Raw genomic sequence first — 16,038 nt, forward strand, 5'->3', positions numbered from 1 at the left:
ATCGATGGAAGTACAAGCACAAACTTATACATTCTTATAATTCCAAAAAAAAACAGCCACTAGGGCTGCTTTAGTAATGAATAGGCTAAGCTAGAACTAAGACTTCAACTTTACAATATCGATGCTTATCTTTTTCAAGCAAAGTAAATGTGATATTATCGTGTTGCCATTGCTCGCCTTCTTCTAGTTCAGACTGATGACCATATAACCATCCACCGATTGAATCCCACTCTTCTGTTTCAAACTCAGTTGGTAGCAAATTGTTTATGAGTACTAAGGAGACCTTTCCATCGGCAATAATATGATTATCATCAATTCTAGTAATCTCTTGTTCTTCTTCTGAATCAAATTCATCACGGATTTCTCCAACAATTTGTTCCAATATATCTTCAATGGTTACCATTCCTGTGGTGCCACCATATTCGTCTACTAGAATAGCAAGGTGAGTACTTTCTCTCTGCATTTTCTTTAATAGAGCATCGATTGGTGTTGAATCTGGAACGGACATCACTTGCTGTAGTAGTGATTGTATTTCGACTTGAGGATTATCATTATAAGCTAAAAAGAATTGTTTGGTATTAATGATGCCAATAATATTATCTTTACTATCTTGTGCAACAGGGAATCGAGTATACTGCTCTGTTTTGATAATATCCATGTTCTCTTGCTGCGTTTTATCTGTATATAAGCACACCATATCTGTACGAGGTACGAGAATATCTTTTGCAAGCATATTATCGAAGGCAAAGATACGATTCACATAACCTAATTCATTCTTATTGATCTTTCCACTTTCATAGCTTTCATTTATTATAATCTGAAGTTCTTCTTCAGAATGGGCTTCCTCATGTTCAGATGCAGGTGTGATCCCAATCATTTTGACTAATTGATTCGCTGAACCGTTAAGAACCCAGATAAAAGGTCTCATGATCTTGTCAAACCAAATGATGGGTTGAGCTGTTAATAATGCAATCATTTCCGTCTTACGGATTGCAACTGTTTTTGGTGCTAATTCACCAATGACTACATGTAGGTACGTAATAACTCCAAATGCAATGATAAAGGAAACAACCTCATTAATTGCTTGTGATATATTCATCTTCTCAAATAAAGGATGTAGAATAGCCTCTACTGTGGGTTCCCCTAACCAACCTAATCCGAGTGATGTAATCGTAATACCCAATTGACATGCAGATAAATATCCATCTAAATGATTGAGTACTTTTTTTACAGCTGTTGCATTCTTTCTACCTTCACTAATCATTTGATCCACACGGCTTGAACGAAGTCGTACCATTGCGAACTCTACTGCTACGAAAAAGGCTGAAAATGCAATCAAAATAGCAATTAATAAAAGATTTAACCCGGTCCTATCACTTTCCACTACAACATCTTCTCCTTAAAAATTATAATTTTTATATACTTACAAATAGTAATTATACATTGTTCAGAGCTTTATATCAAAATATACTATAATAGACACCAAAAAACGCAACGATTGGAAATTGCTATCGTTGCGTTATATAGCCAATCATGAGTCAAATTATGGTTGAGTAATACATGAACTAAGCTAACTATTATCAAATATTTTAATTAATGATATTAATATTTAATGAGATTTATTACACATCATCGCCATCCAACTCATTCTGAGTCTGTAGGAGTCGTTCAGAAACCGTTCGAAAACTTTCTGGTTGTAATAATTCAACGGGTGAGTAACTTTTATCAAATGTAAAGGCGTCTCCTTCGATAATAACAGCATATCCATCGCGTAGCTTTGTAAGATGAATTTTGTCACCGTAATCGGCTAGGAAGCCTTTTATAAATGTTTCTCCCAGTTTGAACTTGATTTCGATTTCCGGCTTGATCTCAACAATTCGCTCTGCTGCCTCCACCACTTGCTCTGGCTCCCACTTTTCCTGCAAATTTCGTTTGTCACTCGCAGCCCAGAGCTCTAATTCACGTTCTTCTTGGTGACGTTCTTCTTGGCTAGCATCCGGCCATTTAGTCTCTACATACGTCTGAACAAATTCCATCACATGCTCATTTACGATCTCTGGAATGGATTGTTCATAAGTTACAAACTTCAAGAAATCTTCGAAATATCGGGCATGGGATGATTGATGGATTTTAAGTTCCCATTCCTCTATTATTCCCTCTTCTGGCATATAGGGATACTGAATAGATTTAATATTTCGGGCGTTGATCGCCATTTCAACCTGACTTACTAAATTCCGTTCATCAGATATCCGTGCTATTTTCTGTTCGAAGTCACATTTGAGCACGAAAATAAATGGATCATCTGAATGAGTAGACAATACCGCTTGAATGATAATCAATGCTCCACCGCGAACGGAACTTGTATCTAGGTAACTGCGGATTAGATCATCACAAGCATTCTTATAGTCTTCTTTATTATCCACCAAGCGAAGTCTAGTAAATAGATTATAGTTAGGATTACTATCTAATTCATGACCTGGTTCAACAATAAAACGACCAATTTTGGTCGGAGGCTGCTCAGTATTCGGATTCTTCTCTACCTTCCGTTTGGCCGTTCGTGCGAATTCTCCATCGAGAAATTTACTGATTTCACTATCCATATATTCTTCACTGTCTAGCGTTTGATAATGTTTATAGTTCTTAATGGTCTGACCTTCACGGCTTTCGACTTGTATCACAAAGAAAGATAAGTGCTGTACGTTAAATCGCATGTTGAACCCCTTTTATAATGTAATTTCTATATAATTCCGCAGATACGGATTTTCTAAAATGATTGTTCAATTAATATATTGGATATAAACAGTTATCGCAAGACAAATATTATTGGGATTTTACTAGAAAATGGGTTTGATAGTAAAACTATTTTAGTTGGTTTACATAACAAATATTATGTTAACCATTTTCAATATATGTCCAATTATTCTATTTATTTCGGACATATTTCATTAGTTCATAGAGAATTCAGGTAATTCTAATGTCAATTTCGACATTGCTTCCTCCTTCTCTCTACTTGTGATATGTGTGTAAACTGTCGTAGTCTGAATAGAAGAATGTCCTAGTAATTCTTGAACTGTACGTAAGTCTGCCCCTTTACGAAGCAGCATCGTTGCAAACGAATGTCGTAATTTATGGCTTGAATATGGCATCCGATTCATTACTGGTACATCATCTTGAAACCGAGCAAACGTATCCGAAGCCGCTTGCTGGATCGCACGAATCGATAACCGTCTTCCTTTTTGCGAGATGAACATGGCCGTTTCTTTATTACGTTTAGGTAACAACCTCTCTGCGATAGCAAGTTCCAATACAGGACAGACAGATTCCGGCACGGGTATAGTTCTCCACTTACGCCCTTTCCCGAATACACTAAGTAATCGTCGTTCCAGATTGAAATCAGCGATGTCAAGGGTATGGACCTCTCCCACACGAAGCCCCATGTAAGCCATTAACAGGAAGATCGCAAGATTACGATTACGGTACTTCCCATCAACTGCATTGAAGAATTTGTTCATTTCAGATTCCTCTAAATATACAGGTGCGCGGTTCTTATCCGTTCTAGATTTCTTAATATCTTGCGCTGGATTTACATTATGTAGTTCTAATTCGATCAGAGCTTTGAAGAAACAATTGACAGAAGCGTGCTTTCGATTACGTGTAGCATCACTCACGCCACGTTCTCGTACTGATGATAAATAAGATACAACATGAAATTTCTTAACATTTTCTAACGTTTTACCACCTAGCGAGTCCAGAAATTCATTCACATCAGATAGATATGACTTTTGTGTATGAACCGTGTAACCAGCATCTTTCATCCAAATTAAAAAGGCTTCCAGCGCTTCTTCGTAGTCTTCGTTCATATCCATCACGCCTTCACCTCCATTTCATCCTTCAGACAAATCATTGTATCATAGATTTGATCTACTGACCTGACTTCTCAGATTAATAGTGCCGTTGTTACCGATTTGAAAGGTCGTACCGGTGGAAATCGACAATACTTTGACCTGCTTCAACGTAATCAATGATTCTGTTGGAAGGATCTGAGCCTCAAACTCATCAGCATCATAATCTCTAACAATACACCCTAAGAATGGTTTTGCATAATGAGGTACGTCCCTATGATCTTTTTCCTGTTGATGTAAGTTAGGAGTGGTCTTTTCTCTTCGTTCCATAGAACTAGACCTTATACTACCAACATCACCATTAACAAATATAGAACTATTAGAAATGTTATTTATATAAACATTGTGAATTTTAGAATTTTTCATAAGTTAATTACCTTTAGTAGAAAGAGTATTACTGATAGTATCCCCGCTATTGCATCCAGCAGCAGACATACTATATTCCATAATATGATCATAAATAGATGAGCAATTAATCGTTTGGCTATCTCCAACTAGGAATACGGATGATCCTGCTATTGAAATAATTTTTACAGCATTGACTTGTAGTTCCTTATTAACGACGATCACTTTCATACAAATCTCACCCTTCGTTTATATTAAACTCCATATGACGTTTTACGGCTATATCGATATCGACTTGTATTTGTTTAATAATAGAATTGCAAACTTCTTCATCAGTTTCAGATCTTTCTTTAAGTTTAGGCATTTGTCCGAGATATTCATTAATTCTACCATCCATCTGTTGTTGAAGATCCTGAGTTACCATGTGGATGAACTGAGGGTTCATATTTAAATTCCGCTCACTCGCTAAGTAAGCTAGTTGTTTCGGGACCTCTTCTTGGACATATTGCTTAACCGTAGGATGTATTTTCTCGTATAAAGCCTTATTCTCTGCTTCATTTGTACCTATGGGTTGACCATTCACCATGACCTCTTCAAAGTTATTTCCCTCATTCGGATTTATCCCTATATTTAAAGTACCTTCTAACTTCTCTATTTTCAATTGTTCAAAGTGATAGTTAATCGGACCTATATTTGCTGATTTTTTGTTCTTCAGATGTTCTATTTCACTTTGTAGTTCACCATACCTCTTCTCTAACTGCTGAATCTTATCAGACTGCATTCTTAACTCATTAAAAAGCTGTTGAACGTAATATGGGTGCATGCCTTCCCTTCTCTCCAATGCTCATGGTATTGCGAATCTTATAATCATAATCTATGAGGTGAACAGAATTGCTGGTATAGGTAAAGGAATAAGAGGTCGATTTTTAGCATCCTTGGATGGAAAACGATGTGACAAAACATTGATTTTCCCTGCTGTACCTATCTGCAGAATCGAGGAATTGGAAATCGAACCAACTTTAAGATGATGAACCGTAACACACTGATATACTGAAATATTCATTACTAACCACACCCTTTAAGGAGGAGCAATCTGATCTACCACATCTGAGTCCATCGTATTAGTACTGCTTGCTTGGTTATTTGTAATGTTCGTACCGATGGAATCACCAATCGAGAAAGAGTTGGCACCGGCATAGATTTTTGAGTTACTGCTTAATATAACGGATGCTGTATTTCCTACTAAGACCGTGGAACTGGGACCTACATTATTAATTTTAATGTTGCCAATAATTGAAACCACCGTTCCACCCCTCTCTTCAGAAGATACACCATTCTATGTGGCTATAAGCCCAATTGTCACTGAAAAAGTCAACCGCCCATACAATGGATAAAAGAGAAGGAGGCCTAGAAGAAATGAGTTCCAATAAGTCCAATCCGTTAGATTGGTTTAATGAAGATCCTTTTTTCAAAAAACAACTATCTCTGAAGGACCTCGAAGAACAGTGGAAGCTAGATCCTAATCAGATCGAAGGTTATGTTGAAAAAGTTATAAGAGAAGCTACTTCTACTCCATTAACAACTGCCGAATCAAATTTAATCTATGAACATATCGATACACACAACCTCCTAATCACAAAAATAACGATACCCAAACACACCCATCCTGAAAATATTGGAGTTCAGCTAAATCGGACACAGATCAAAATCACGGGTCTGAAAAATGAACAGAGTAAAATTATCCAACTGCCTTGCTCCATTAATCCAGATATTAGCAAAGGGACTTATAAGCATGGATCTTTACAACTCAAGATGCCGAAATCGTCATCAGGTCGATTCAAAGATATTGTGGTCCGATATTTATAATTTCCTCGAAAACAATGGTTAATTATGTTGCCACTTACCCCTCCATCAATTTTAAAATAGCTTAAAATCAAAACAGCGTATAATTTATGTTATACGCTGTTTTTTGTGCCTTTTTATATGTTATTTCATATACCTAGTGACAAACTAAACATTATTGTTGATAATGATATAGTGGCTATTTATGCAACACGTATTTTCATAAATTTGTACGATACACAGGAGGTTTATTCTTTGACAGGATCCAAGACTCAATCATCAGCCAGCGCATCTGCTGCAACAACGGTCTACCCGATATTATTTGCGATTAGTATCGTTCATTTATTAAACGACACGATGCAATCAACGGTATCTGCTCTTTTTCCAATATTAAAAGATTCCATGAATCTTAGCTTTAGTCAGATAGGTCTGATCGCGTTCGCCATGAATATTACAGCATCCCTATTACAGCCTTTAATTGGAATGTATGCTGATGTCCGACCACGACCATACATATTGCCGTTTGGTGTCTGCTTTACTTTGATTGGAATCATCACACTAGCCATAGCACCAAGTTTTGCTGTAGTACTGTTCGCTGTCATTTCCATAGGGATAGGGTCAGCCATATTTCACCCAGAATCCTCACGTGTTGCATACTTAGCTAGCGGAGGTAAACGGGGGTTCTCACAGTCCTTATTCCAGGTCGGTGGAAACATAGGGAGTTCCCTTGGACCGATCATGACTGCACTCATTTTTGTAAAAATCGGCCAATTCGGTGTCATCTGGTTCACAATTGCTGCACTTACTGCCATTGCAATACAGTTCAAAGTAGCCCAATGGTACGGTAAACAAACCTTGCATGTCACCCCTACTAAGAAAAAAGCAGCTGCCAACGTTCGTCATACTGGGCTTAGTCGTGCTCAGGTCATCGGAACCATCGTTATCTTAGTATTTCTTGTGTTCTCAAAGAATGTGTACATGTCCAGTATCACTTCTTTCTATACTTTCTTCTTGATAGAAACTCATGGAGTCACTATACAGCATGCACAATACTTTTTATTCGCTTTCCTTGGGGCGGCAGCCCTTGGTACATTTTTAGGCGGTCCCTTGTCTGACAGATATGGTCGGAGAAATATCATCTGGCTCTCTATACTAGGTACAGCTCCCTTCTCGATTCTAATGCCACATGTATCCTTGGCATGGGCAGCTGTCCTAAGTATATTCGCTGGTTTTATTCTTTCATCAGCATTCTCAATCATCGTCGTTTATGCGCAGGAATTAGTCCCTGGCAAGATTGGTCTCATTTCTGGATTGTTCTTCGGACTGGCTTTCGGGTTAGGCGGATTAGGCTCTGCTGTTATGGGTAATATTGCAGATCATACAAGCATCCCATTTATCATGAACCTATCCTCATATTTACCGCTACTCGGGATGTTGGCTATCTTGTTGCCTAAAGATAAAGAGTTAATTAGATAATTTTTTGACCATTAGTACAAAACACTGGATAGAGCCTTAATAAGGCACTATCCAGTGTTTTGTTTATTAGAGTTTTTTTAAGTTAATCCCATCTGGTTTACATAATAAAAATTATGTAAACTAGTCGAGTCTAATCAAATTGTAAGATCTTATTTTCACTTCATCGAAAACTTTCAAGTGGTATACTAAACAAATTAATGACACTGCCATCCTCTGCACTATATTCAAATAACTCAAGGATAAGAGTTCCATTAAGTGGCAACTTTTCTTCTGGAATTTGAATATCGAGTGTGAAAGCAGACCACTCTGGCGCGCCCATATCCAAGGTTAGAAAATCCTCCACTAAATAATTATGACCGTCTGAAACTGCATAATTCATCGTTACTTCGAACACTCGACCCTCACCGGTTATCGTATACTTACCCTTTAAGCCAGTAACCTTAATATTTCGAAAAGCCTTATTTTCTACAGATCTTTCAGCGATCACTTCAATCTTCTCTGCTGATCCTTGCATGGGAAATGATTCTGCCACAGGTCCATCAATCCAATATTGAACCTTTTGCCCTACCATTAAGGTAGACGCTTCGTTTGTTTGAAGCCATATGGCGCTTCCTTTGTAGCTCTCAGAAATATCATTCCACGTTTTGTCGAAGTCTTCTGTGTTCACTTGATCCAACACCAACACGCTATTATCTGTCACTTCAAATATGAATCCTTCTTCCATTTGTGAAACTGTGCCTTCATCATTGGATACAGCTCCTCCAATAGATTTTGATTCTCCAGTAGAAGTACATCCAGTGACGACTAAGATTAACATCATGATCATCAACAAAGATTTGAGTTGTTTCATCGTATAACTCCTTCCTGCTTTCATTTAATGTCCCTTAAATTATAGACGATATTGAATGAGAATCCTTAACTTACATTTTATCACTTTCACATGGTGATATTAAATATAATTCCATAAACCATCTATGATGTTTTGTAAAAATTTACACAGTTTTTACACTTCTTCTTCGAGTTAATAGTAAAATGAATAAGAATATACAATAATCTAACAAGGTATGGTGGAAATATGTTGAACACTGCTGAAAAAACAACTATCAATCGTACTTTACCATCTGGATATCTTAATCGAGACTTAAGTTGGATTGAATTTAATCAACGCGTACTACAAGAGGCTCAAGATCCTAATAACCTTCTGCTTGAACGAACTCGTTTTTTAGCTATTGTCTCGAGTAATTTGGACGAGTTCATGAGTGTTCGTGTTGCTGGTATTCAAGATCAGATTAGAGCGGGTTATACGAAGAAAGATTTTACCGGCTATACCCCTTCTGGATTATACAAACGACTTTTGAAAAAAGTATCGAAAATCATTACAGAGCAATATCGTACATTTCGTGATATTTCTAGACAATTGAACAAAGAAGGTATTTATTTCACAGAGTATGAAGATTTAAATGCTGCTCAGAAACAAGCGATGGAACAATACTATCAGGAAATCATATTCCCTGTGCTTACGCCAATGGCTGTAGATCAAAGTAGACCTTTCCCACTTGTTCACAGTAAATTCGTCTATTTATCTGTCGTACTGAATAGAATTGATGACGATGGAAATGAACCCTTTTTTGCAATTTTGCAAATACCATATAACCTTGCTCGATGCATACCATTACCTCACCGCACCAATAGTAAGAAGAGACAATTTATTTTTTTAGAAGAGCTAATCAAACAACATATTCACACACTATTTAGTGGGTATACTCCTATTGCAGTTCATGAATTCCGGATCACCCGTAACTCTGATTTAAGCATTAATGAAGATGGTGCTGAGGACTTATTGGAAGAAATCGAGAAGGAAATACGCAAACGTAGATGGGGTTCACCTGTATGTCTAGAGGTAGATAAAGGAATTCATCCATATGCATTAAGTCTGTTACAAGAAGAGTTTGAAATTACGGATTCTATTTTTGAAATTGATGGTCCTCTCGACTTAAACTTCCTTCAAAATTTCGCAGGATCTTTGAAGGGATATTCACATTTGAGCCATCGTCCAATTGATCCAGTCTATCCGATGGAATTCGATGAGAATGAAGATTTCTTCGAAGTACTAAGAGAGCGTGATGTACTTGCCTATCATCCCTATGAGTCTTTCGAAGCTGTAACAGATTTCGTAACACAAGCTGCAGAAGATGAACATGTCATGGCCATTAAGATGACTCTATATCGTGTAAGTGGCAACTCTCCGTTAATACAAGCTCTAGCTTCTGCAGCGGAATCAGGAAAACAGGTCACTGTTGTGGTGGAACTAAAAGCTAGATTTGATGAGGAACGCAATATTGCGTGGGCGCGGAAGCTTGAGAAATCAGGTTGTCATGTTGTATATGGCTTAATTGGTTTAAAAACACATGCGAAAATAACCTTAATTGTTCGACAAGAAGGTCAAGAATTACAACGATATGTTCATGTAGGTACAGGGAATTATAATGATAGTACGGCCAAAGTATACACAGATCTAAGTCTGTTCACATCCAATCACAATATCGGACTTGATGCATCAGAATTATTTAACCAAATGACAGGTTACTCAACTAACTACGATTGGAATGCTATTACCGTTGCTCCGACAAATATGAGTAGTACTCTCTTCGATCTTATTCGTAGGGAAGCAGATCATGCTTCTGCCGGTAGACCAGCGAGAATTATCGCTAAAATGAACTCTTTGTCCAATCAAGAAATGATCGATGAGCTATATGATGCTTCCAAAGCTGGCGTTAATATTGATCTTATCGTGCGAGGCGTATGTTGTCTTCGTCCTGGTGTTCCCGGATTAAGTGAGAATATTACCGTACGTAGCATTGTTGATCACTTTTTGGAACATTCACGCATTTATTATTTTGAGAATGGTGGTACTCCTGAAGTATGGATATCTAGTGCGGATTGGATGACTCGTAATCTAACTAGACGTATTGAACTGATGTGCCCCGTGTATGATCCGCATATTCAAAAATTAGTCTTTCAAATCTTACACTTATCTCTAGAAGATAATGTCAAAGCGAGATTTCTCCAATCTAATGGGAATTATGAGTTTATGAACGACGAAAAGGCTCCAATCAGAAGCCAATTCGAAGCAATGAACGTTAAGAAATGGAAGGGAAGTCTACCTTCAATTTAAGATCCCATGCGCCCTTAAACACCTTGATTACACGATCTAATTCTTCTTGTTCGATATATGTCTCAACATCGCTACGAATGGTGAGATGCAGTGTTTTATCAACGATCTTGGTTGAGATAGATTGGACAGCCTGTGTTTCACTTTGATCTAACGCAATACACAATTGAACAATCGATCCTAACTTATGAATCCATTCCTCGTCGGATGGCAGTAATATATCCATATGATCTACGGATAATTTCTGCTTCCGGCTTTTTGTATTGTAGGAGGCTATTAAGCCACAGAGAATGATCTCCCGATGCGTAAGTCCTCGGATTGACGTATTCATAATCCAGTAATGGGTATGTTGATTATATTGATAATAGTTGATATGTCCACCAATACGATACAACATGATTGAAACGTACAGGAGCTTTTTAATTTCTTCAGTATCTCCCTCTTCACGTAATGTATCATACAAGGTAGTGGACAATTGATGAAGATGCTGTAAATGGGTCGGTGAAACTTGTGCTTCGAAGGTTAATAATCTCTTAATACTGAAATCCAGTGTATTGGACTTTACCGGACTAACTGGATCTAATAAATCATGGAGCATCCCTTCACGAAGCCCTTCTCCACTGATCAGACAACGAATTGCCTGAATATATTGATATACCGTATGGAAAATAATTAGTCCAGATACGATGATATCAGCTCGATTTTTGGACAATCCATTCACATTTTTACGTTGTTCTAACGTAAGATACGGAAGATCATCATATAGATGATTGATGACACCTGTCTCCAATGCATAATGATGTGAAGTGGGTAAGGAGTAGCTACATTGCTTCTGATCTATTTTACCAAGTGAACGTATCGTTCCGCCTAGACCAAACAAAGGTAGACCAGGTCTTGATTGTAACCATTCTTGCTCATGTAACTTGTCTAACACATATGTGCGAAGTTGCTGAATCTGATCGATATTCCAATGCCCACGGTCCCCGAACATGATATTGGTATTAACCGCTCCGAAGGGTAATGACACACTGCTAACATATCTTCGATTCTCAAATAGTGTAATCTCAGTACTTCCACCACCGATATCCACAATGAAGCCATCATCAATATCGAATGAGTTAATCACTCCAAGAAAACCAAAGTAGGCCTCTTCTTTTCCTGTAATGAGATGGATATCGATTCCTGATTGCTGTGATAAGTATTCAATGATTTCATCCGAGTTACTAGCATTTCGAATCGCTGCCGTTGCACCCGCACGAATCTGATTCACTCCAAATGTTGTACATACCAACTTGAATTGCTTCAGAATAGGAACAATTGAATCCATCCCCTGCTCTTCAAGTCGTCCCTGCTCATTTATTTTCTCACTTAAGCGTGCGGAACTCTTGCACTCTTTAATAACCCTATATCCACCATCAACTGTTGTATCATAAATAACCAAGCGTATGGAGTTGGAGCCAATGTCAATAATACCAATCCGATTGATCGTATCCTTCATCATTTATACTCCTCTTTCTTGTTGTATTGGCAACTTGTATTATCGATATCTAAGTTAATAATATAGCATATTTCTCCTATATTATTTAATATGATTGAACTTACATCATCATATTAGAAATTTGATAATCGTATCATTTACATATTCGTGGTTTTCCAATGATAAAGCATGACCCGCATTAGGTACGACATGGGACTGTATATTAGGAATTAATCGTAAAGCTTTAGACAACATCTTACGGTAATTATAGATTACTTCCTGATCACCAACCATCAGCAAGATCTTCATAGAAAGGCTTTGTAACTCATGATCTTTAAAGACAGAAGGCATCACACGGATCTGAGGTACACAATTCATTCCCGAGATGATGAACTGATGTATGAGTTGTTCGGCCTGATCATCCGGCTCATAGGTTCGGCTCATAAACCATGATAATTCCTTACGAAGACGAGATTCTGTGGGAAATACAATTGCTGGATATACTTTAAACATAAATTTCGGAGTTATTCTATAAATTCCTGATGCTGGTGCTAATAAGATTAGCTTCTCTACTTTCTCGGGGTAACGCAGGGCGAAATTTAATGATAGCCAACCACCCATCGAATGCCCCATAAATATAGCTGATTGAAGATGTAAGCCATGGAGAACGTCTGAAATCCAAAGAGCCGCTTCATCTCGTGTTTTCAGTGGAGATGTGTTCTTGCTTTTTCCTAAATCACCTATTGTATCTACCGCATACACCCTGAAATGTCTAGTTAAAGATTCAATATTCGGGTACCACATCGTTGCACTGAAAGTCATCCCATGAAATAACATGATTGCTGGAGCTTCAATCGAACCCGATGCAACGATGTGTGTATCTCCGAAACATGTGGATATCATTAAATCTTCAAAAGGTACAGTCCATAGTTTCATTGTCTCATCATATGCACGAGTGAACTTATCTCTATCAGCTTTAGCACGAAAAATTGAATTGCTTTGCTCCATAATTATTATATCCTTTCTAATAACTAATTCTCCCGTTGACAAACTAACGATTCTTCAAAGCGTCTGTTGTATGTGCGTAGTCAACATTCACAAGAGAATCTTGACTAGCATCAATAATCTCCATTCGTCCCGTAACATTCGTATACTCAGATAATGCTTGTCGTATGACACGAAGCGGGATTTGCTCCGCTAGGGCAGTTGCAATAGCCGCAAGCACATTATAAACATTAAAGGCGTCAATCATGTTGTATTCTATCGTTTCCATACCCGCAAAAGAAACAAGTCTGAACTTCGTACCTTTCGTGGTCAATTGAATGTCTGTTGCCATCACATCTGCTGAATGGTTAATACCGTATGTAATCACTTGAGCTGTAGTTAGATTATGGAATACATCTGAAGCGGGATCATCCACGTTGAGAATAGCAAATTTTTGTTTAGAAGGATCAGATGAGTACGTATTCCCCATTCTTGCGAATAGCGAAGCTTTTGCCATAAGATAGTTGTCCATCGTACCATGATAATCAAGATGATCTCCAGTTAAATTCGTAAAGACCGCTGTACGAAATTCACATCCAATAACTCGTCCCATATCTAAACCTTGAGAAGTCACTTCCATCACACAATAGTCTATCGAACATTCCTTCATTCTCGCTAAATTCGCTTGTAACTTATGTGGTTCCTGTGTATTGAGGTTACTTTTACGTATAGTATTACCGATCTTTGTTCCTAAATTGCCCATCAGACCTGTCCGGTAAAGAGCATAACCTAAGATGAATTCAATGATATGACTTGTCGTTGTTTTTCCGTTGGTACCTGTCACCCCGATTAATTTCAGTTCTTGACTCGGATAACCGTAGAAATGTGAAGAAAGTAGAGCTAGAGCAAATCTGGCGTTCGGCACTTTTATGGTAGGTACCTTGCCGTTGGCTGAGACATCTCTTTCAACGATTACCGCTACCGCTCCAGCTTTTATGGCATGATCAATATACGGATGGCGATCTTCTTGAAGACCTGGAATACCTGATATACAGACGAATAAATCACCTTGCTTCACTTCACGTGAATTCATACTTATTCCTGTTATGTCAACATTCACATTTCCTTGAGCTGAATAAATGGTTAGTTGCTCAATGAGTTCTTTAAGTTTCATGCTATATGCCTCCATTATTTAGTAAAGTTAGATATTAATATACATTCGCTTAAAAGTTATATTTTCCCTTTACATCATTAATTTTTCCAATAGAAAAGCCTCTGGAGATGTACTCCAAAGGCTCTTGATCTTTAAAATCATATATTTCCCTATACGGATATCATTTCGTGTCTGCAACGGATGGATTGGCTTGTGACCCTTTTCTTCAGTAAATCACGTTGGGTATCCACTGGCATATAGCAGAATTCATCGACCTCAGCTAAGGCAAGCAGTGTTCTCTTGGTTGCATCCATTGCTAATTCCTCATCTCGTAAAATGTAATATGCCAATTGGTACCCATACGTTTCCAATCTTCTTAATGTTTCTATTGTTCTATTAAAGTAATCTGTTGATTTCATTGGGATTACCTCACATTTACATGTTATTCAACAATCGCCAAGCTATAGAGTTCCACATTCTTCATATGATCCGTATTTTCCGATCCTGCGCCATCTAGCACAACTTCGCCTTTATAAACAATAACTCCATTCGCCAGATTTATTACAGCAACCATGGGATTATCATTGTGATGATAAAGGATATTTAATTTGTCATTGCTCATAATACCAGTAGCGATAGTGTCACCACTGAGTAGCTGGGTCGTTATCGAGATTACGTCTTTATCTAACTTCTCTGTAACTAGGTTGAAGCGTGATACTGTCAACCCATCGGATTCATAATTTAGGATAGAAAGAATGCTACCATCTAAACGATATGAAGTATTCACTCCCATTTTAACGGTAGATAGTAAACTTGAAAGATCTATCAGTTCTCCTGTCTGATACGTATAGGAATAGAAATGCTTATCCAGAAGTACACGGTTATATTCATCGTTCTTCATTGGAGCACGAGTCTCCTCACTTACTACAAATACAGCAACATCACTTTGTGTAGTTAAGTCCGCATTAGTAATTATATTATAATTCAACTCAACATTGTCCTTAGTCGATATCCCATAATTTAGAATCTCTTGGTCCGTCAAAGTTCCAGTATTTACATCCACAATATAATCATGATACTGATTTGAATCAGTAATATCCACTTCTGACCATGGGTGATTATTAAATGTTAGTATATGGATTTTATCTTCAAAGAATTGTACATCTACGACATAACTGAAGACATAGGGCATTTCGCCCACAATCGTATCATAATGTTTCACTTCACCTGAAGTTTGATTAAGAAGATCAATCTTTAGTAGTAGTTCAGGTTTGGTAGCATCAGGATTATTGACAGCTTCTGCATAAATAATCCACTCCTCATCCTTATAAAAGCTGTTACCATTACCCTTTCCCCACATGAAGGAGCGATGGTCTTTGATCATCTCACGGGTACCAGGCTGTTCGGCAATCCATGTTCGTGACGAATTTGAAAACATTTTACTATAAATACTCTGACTACTCTCATAATCACTACCATCCGTTGTCACGCTTAATATTTCAGATCCTCTTCCTCCGATATATGAGCCAAGAACCTGAATCTGTGCCCCTTCGTTAACATCCCCTTCAATAGTCGCTAGCTTATATTGTGGCAGATGATCTGTTGCGCCATATACATAATACGTACCTAATCCAACAATCATGAACACACTTAATAGTATTGAAAACCAATAACGTCTCATCATACT

General features: G+C 37.7%; 17 protein-coding genes. 3 read left to right on the forward strand and 14 right to left on the reverse strand.

The features are described from left to right. Window positions 1-85: 85 nt before the first annotated feature. The 8 genes from LPB68_RS01600 to LPB68_RS01635 form a co-directional block, all read right to left on the reverse strand. Window positions 86-1,384, reverse strand: coding sequence for a hemolysin family protein (locus LPB68_RS01600; RefSeq protein ID WP_068658498.1), 1,299 nt, complete (start codon window positions 1,382-1,384; stop codon window positions 86-88). A 238-nt stretch (window positions 1,385-1,622) separates the two neighbouring features. Further along, window positions 1,623-2,711: a DUF3900 domain-containing protein gene (locus LPB68_RS01605; protein ID WP_068658495.1), complete on the reverse strand. Its 1,089-nt coding sequence runs from the start codon at window positions 2,709-2,711 to the stop codon at window positions 1,623-1,625. Between the two features lie 234 nt (window positions 2,712-2,945). Next, entirely contained in the window at window positions 2,946-3,866 is a 921-nt protein-coding gene (locus LPB68_RS01610; protein ID WP_068658494.1) for a tyrosine-type recombinase/integrase, read from the reverse strand. A 42-nt stretch (window positions 3,867-3,908) separates the two neighbouring features. Beyond that, window positions 3,909-4,172, reverse strand: a complete 264-nt coding sequence (locus LPB68_RS01615; RefSeq protein ID WP_157756197.1) for a hypothetical protein — start codon at window positions 4,170-4,172, stop codon at window positions 3,909-3,911. Between the two features lie 99 nt (window positions 4,173-4,271). Beyond that, window positions 4,272-4,478 carry a hypothetical protein gene (locus LPB68_RS23070; protein WP_068658489.1) on the reverse strand — a complete coding sequence of 69 codons (207 nt, stop codon included), beginning with the start codon at window positions 4,476-4,478 and terminating at the stop codon, window positions 4,272-4,274. Window positions 4,479-4,485: 7 nt separating this feature from the next. After that, window positions 4,486-5,070 (reverse strand): spore germination protein GerPC, encoded by a 585-nt coding sequence (gene gerPC, locus LPB68_RS01625; protein ID WP_068658488.1) that lies wholly within the window; start codon window positions 5,068-5,070, stop codon window positions 4,486-4,488. A 51-nt stretch (window positions 5,071-5,121) separates the two neighbouring features. Further along, a complete protein-coding gene (locus LPB68_RS01630; protein WP_068658486.1) occupies window positions 5,122-5,310 on the reverse strand; it encodes a spore germination protein GerPB in 189 nt (62 codons plus the stop codon). 15 nt (window positions 5,311-5,325) lie between these two features. After that, window positions 5,326-5,550 (reverse strand): spore germination protein, encoded by a 225-nt coding sequence (locus LPB68_RS01635; RefSeq protein WP_068658484.1) that lies wholly within the window; start codon window positions 5,548-5,550, stop codon window positions 5,326-5,328. Between the two features lie 113 nt (window positions 5,551-5,663). On the opposite strand from LPB68_RS01635, the gene LPB68_RS01640 reads away from it, so the two are divergent. Next, on the forward strand, window positions 5,664-6,113 hold the full coding sequence (locus tag LPB68_RS01640; RefSeq protein ID WP_068658482.1) for an Hsp20/alpha crystallin family protein: 450 nt from the start codon (window positions 5,664-5,666) through the stop codon (window positions 6,111-6,113). Between the two features lie 231 nt (window positions 6,114-6,344). Further along, window positions 6,345-7,565 carry an MFS transporter gene (locus LPB68_RS01645; protein WP_068658480.1) on the forward strand — a complete coding sequence of 407 codons (1,221 nt, stop codon included), beginning with the start codon at window positions 6,345-6,347 and terminating at the stop codon, window positions 7,563-7,565. Window positions 7,566-7,725: 160 nt separating this feature from the next. Here the strand turns inward: LPB68_RS01645 and LPB68_RS01650 are convergent, their stop codons facing one another. Beyond that, window positions 7,726-8,415, reverse strand: a complete 690-nt coding sequence (locus tag LPB68_RS01650; protein ID WP_068658478.1) for a DUF3221 domain-containing protein — start codon at window positions 8,413-8,415, stop codon at window positions 7,726-7,728. Window positions 8,416-8,640: 225 nt separating this feature from the next. Here LPB68_RS01650 and ppk1 point away from each other — a divergent pair, with 225 nt between their 5' ends. After that, window positions 8,641-10,740, forward strand: coding sequence for a polyphosphate kinase 1 (gene ppk1 / locus LPB68_RS01655; protein WP_068658476.1), 2,100 nt, complete (start codon window positions 8,641-8,643; stop codon window positions 10,738-10,740). On the opposite strand, the gene LPB68_RS01660 is transcribed toward ppk1, so the two are convergent. The 5 genes from LPB68_RS01660 to LPB68_RS01680 all read right to left on the reverse strand — a co-directional run bounded on the left by LPB68_RS01660 (window position 10,706) and on the right by LPB68_RS01680 (window position 16,035). Further along, entirely contained in the window at window positions 10,706-12,238 is a 1,533-nt protein-coding gene (locus LPB68_RS01660) for a Ppx/GppA phosphatase family protein (RefSeq protein WP_082865716.1), read from the reverse strand. The two genes, ppk1 and LPB68_RS01660, sit on opposite strands and share 35 nt — an antisense overlap. 105 nt (window positions 12,239-12,343) lie before the next feature. Next, window positions 12,344-13,222, reverse strand: a complete 879-nt coding sequence (locus LPB68_RS01665) for an alpha/beta fold hydrolase (RefSeq protein WP_068658474.1) — start codon at window positions 13,220-13,222, stop codon at window positions 12,344-12,346. Window positions 13,223-13,265: 43 nt separating this feature from the next. Then, entirely contained in the window at window positions 13,266-14,372 is a 1,107-nt protein-coding gene (locus LPB68_RS01670) for a UDP-N-acetylmuramoyl-L-alanyl-D-glutamate--2,6-diaminopimelate ligase (RefSeq protein ID WP_068658472.1), read from the reverse strand. 149 nt (window positions 14,373-14,521) lie between these two features. Beyond that, entirely contained in the window at window positions 14,522-14,770 is a 249-nt protein-coding gene (locus tag LPB68_RS01675) for a hypothetical protein (protein WP_068658470.1), read from the reverse strand. Window positions 14,771-14,793: 23 nt separating this feature from the next. Then, the gene (locus tag LPB68_RS01680; protein ID WP_157756196.1) at window positions 14,794-16,035 is read right to left on the reverse strand and encodes a hypothetical protein; all 1,242 of its coding nucleotides are present in this window, start codon (window positions 16,033-16,035) and stop codon (window positions 14,794-14,796) included. Window positions 16,036-16,038: the final 3 nt, after the last annotated feature.

The sequence above is a fragment of the Paenibacillus crassostreae genome, from assembly GCF_001857945.1.
GTDB lineage: Bacteria > Bacillota > Bacilli > Paenibacillales > Paenibacillaceae > Paenibacillus_AQ > Paenibacillus_AQ crassostreae.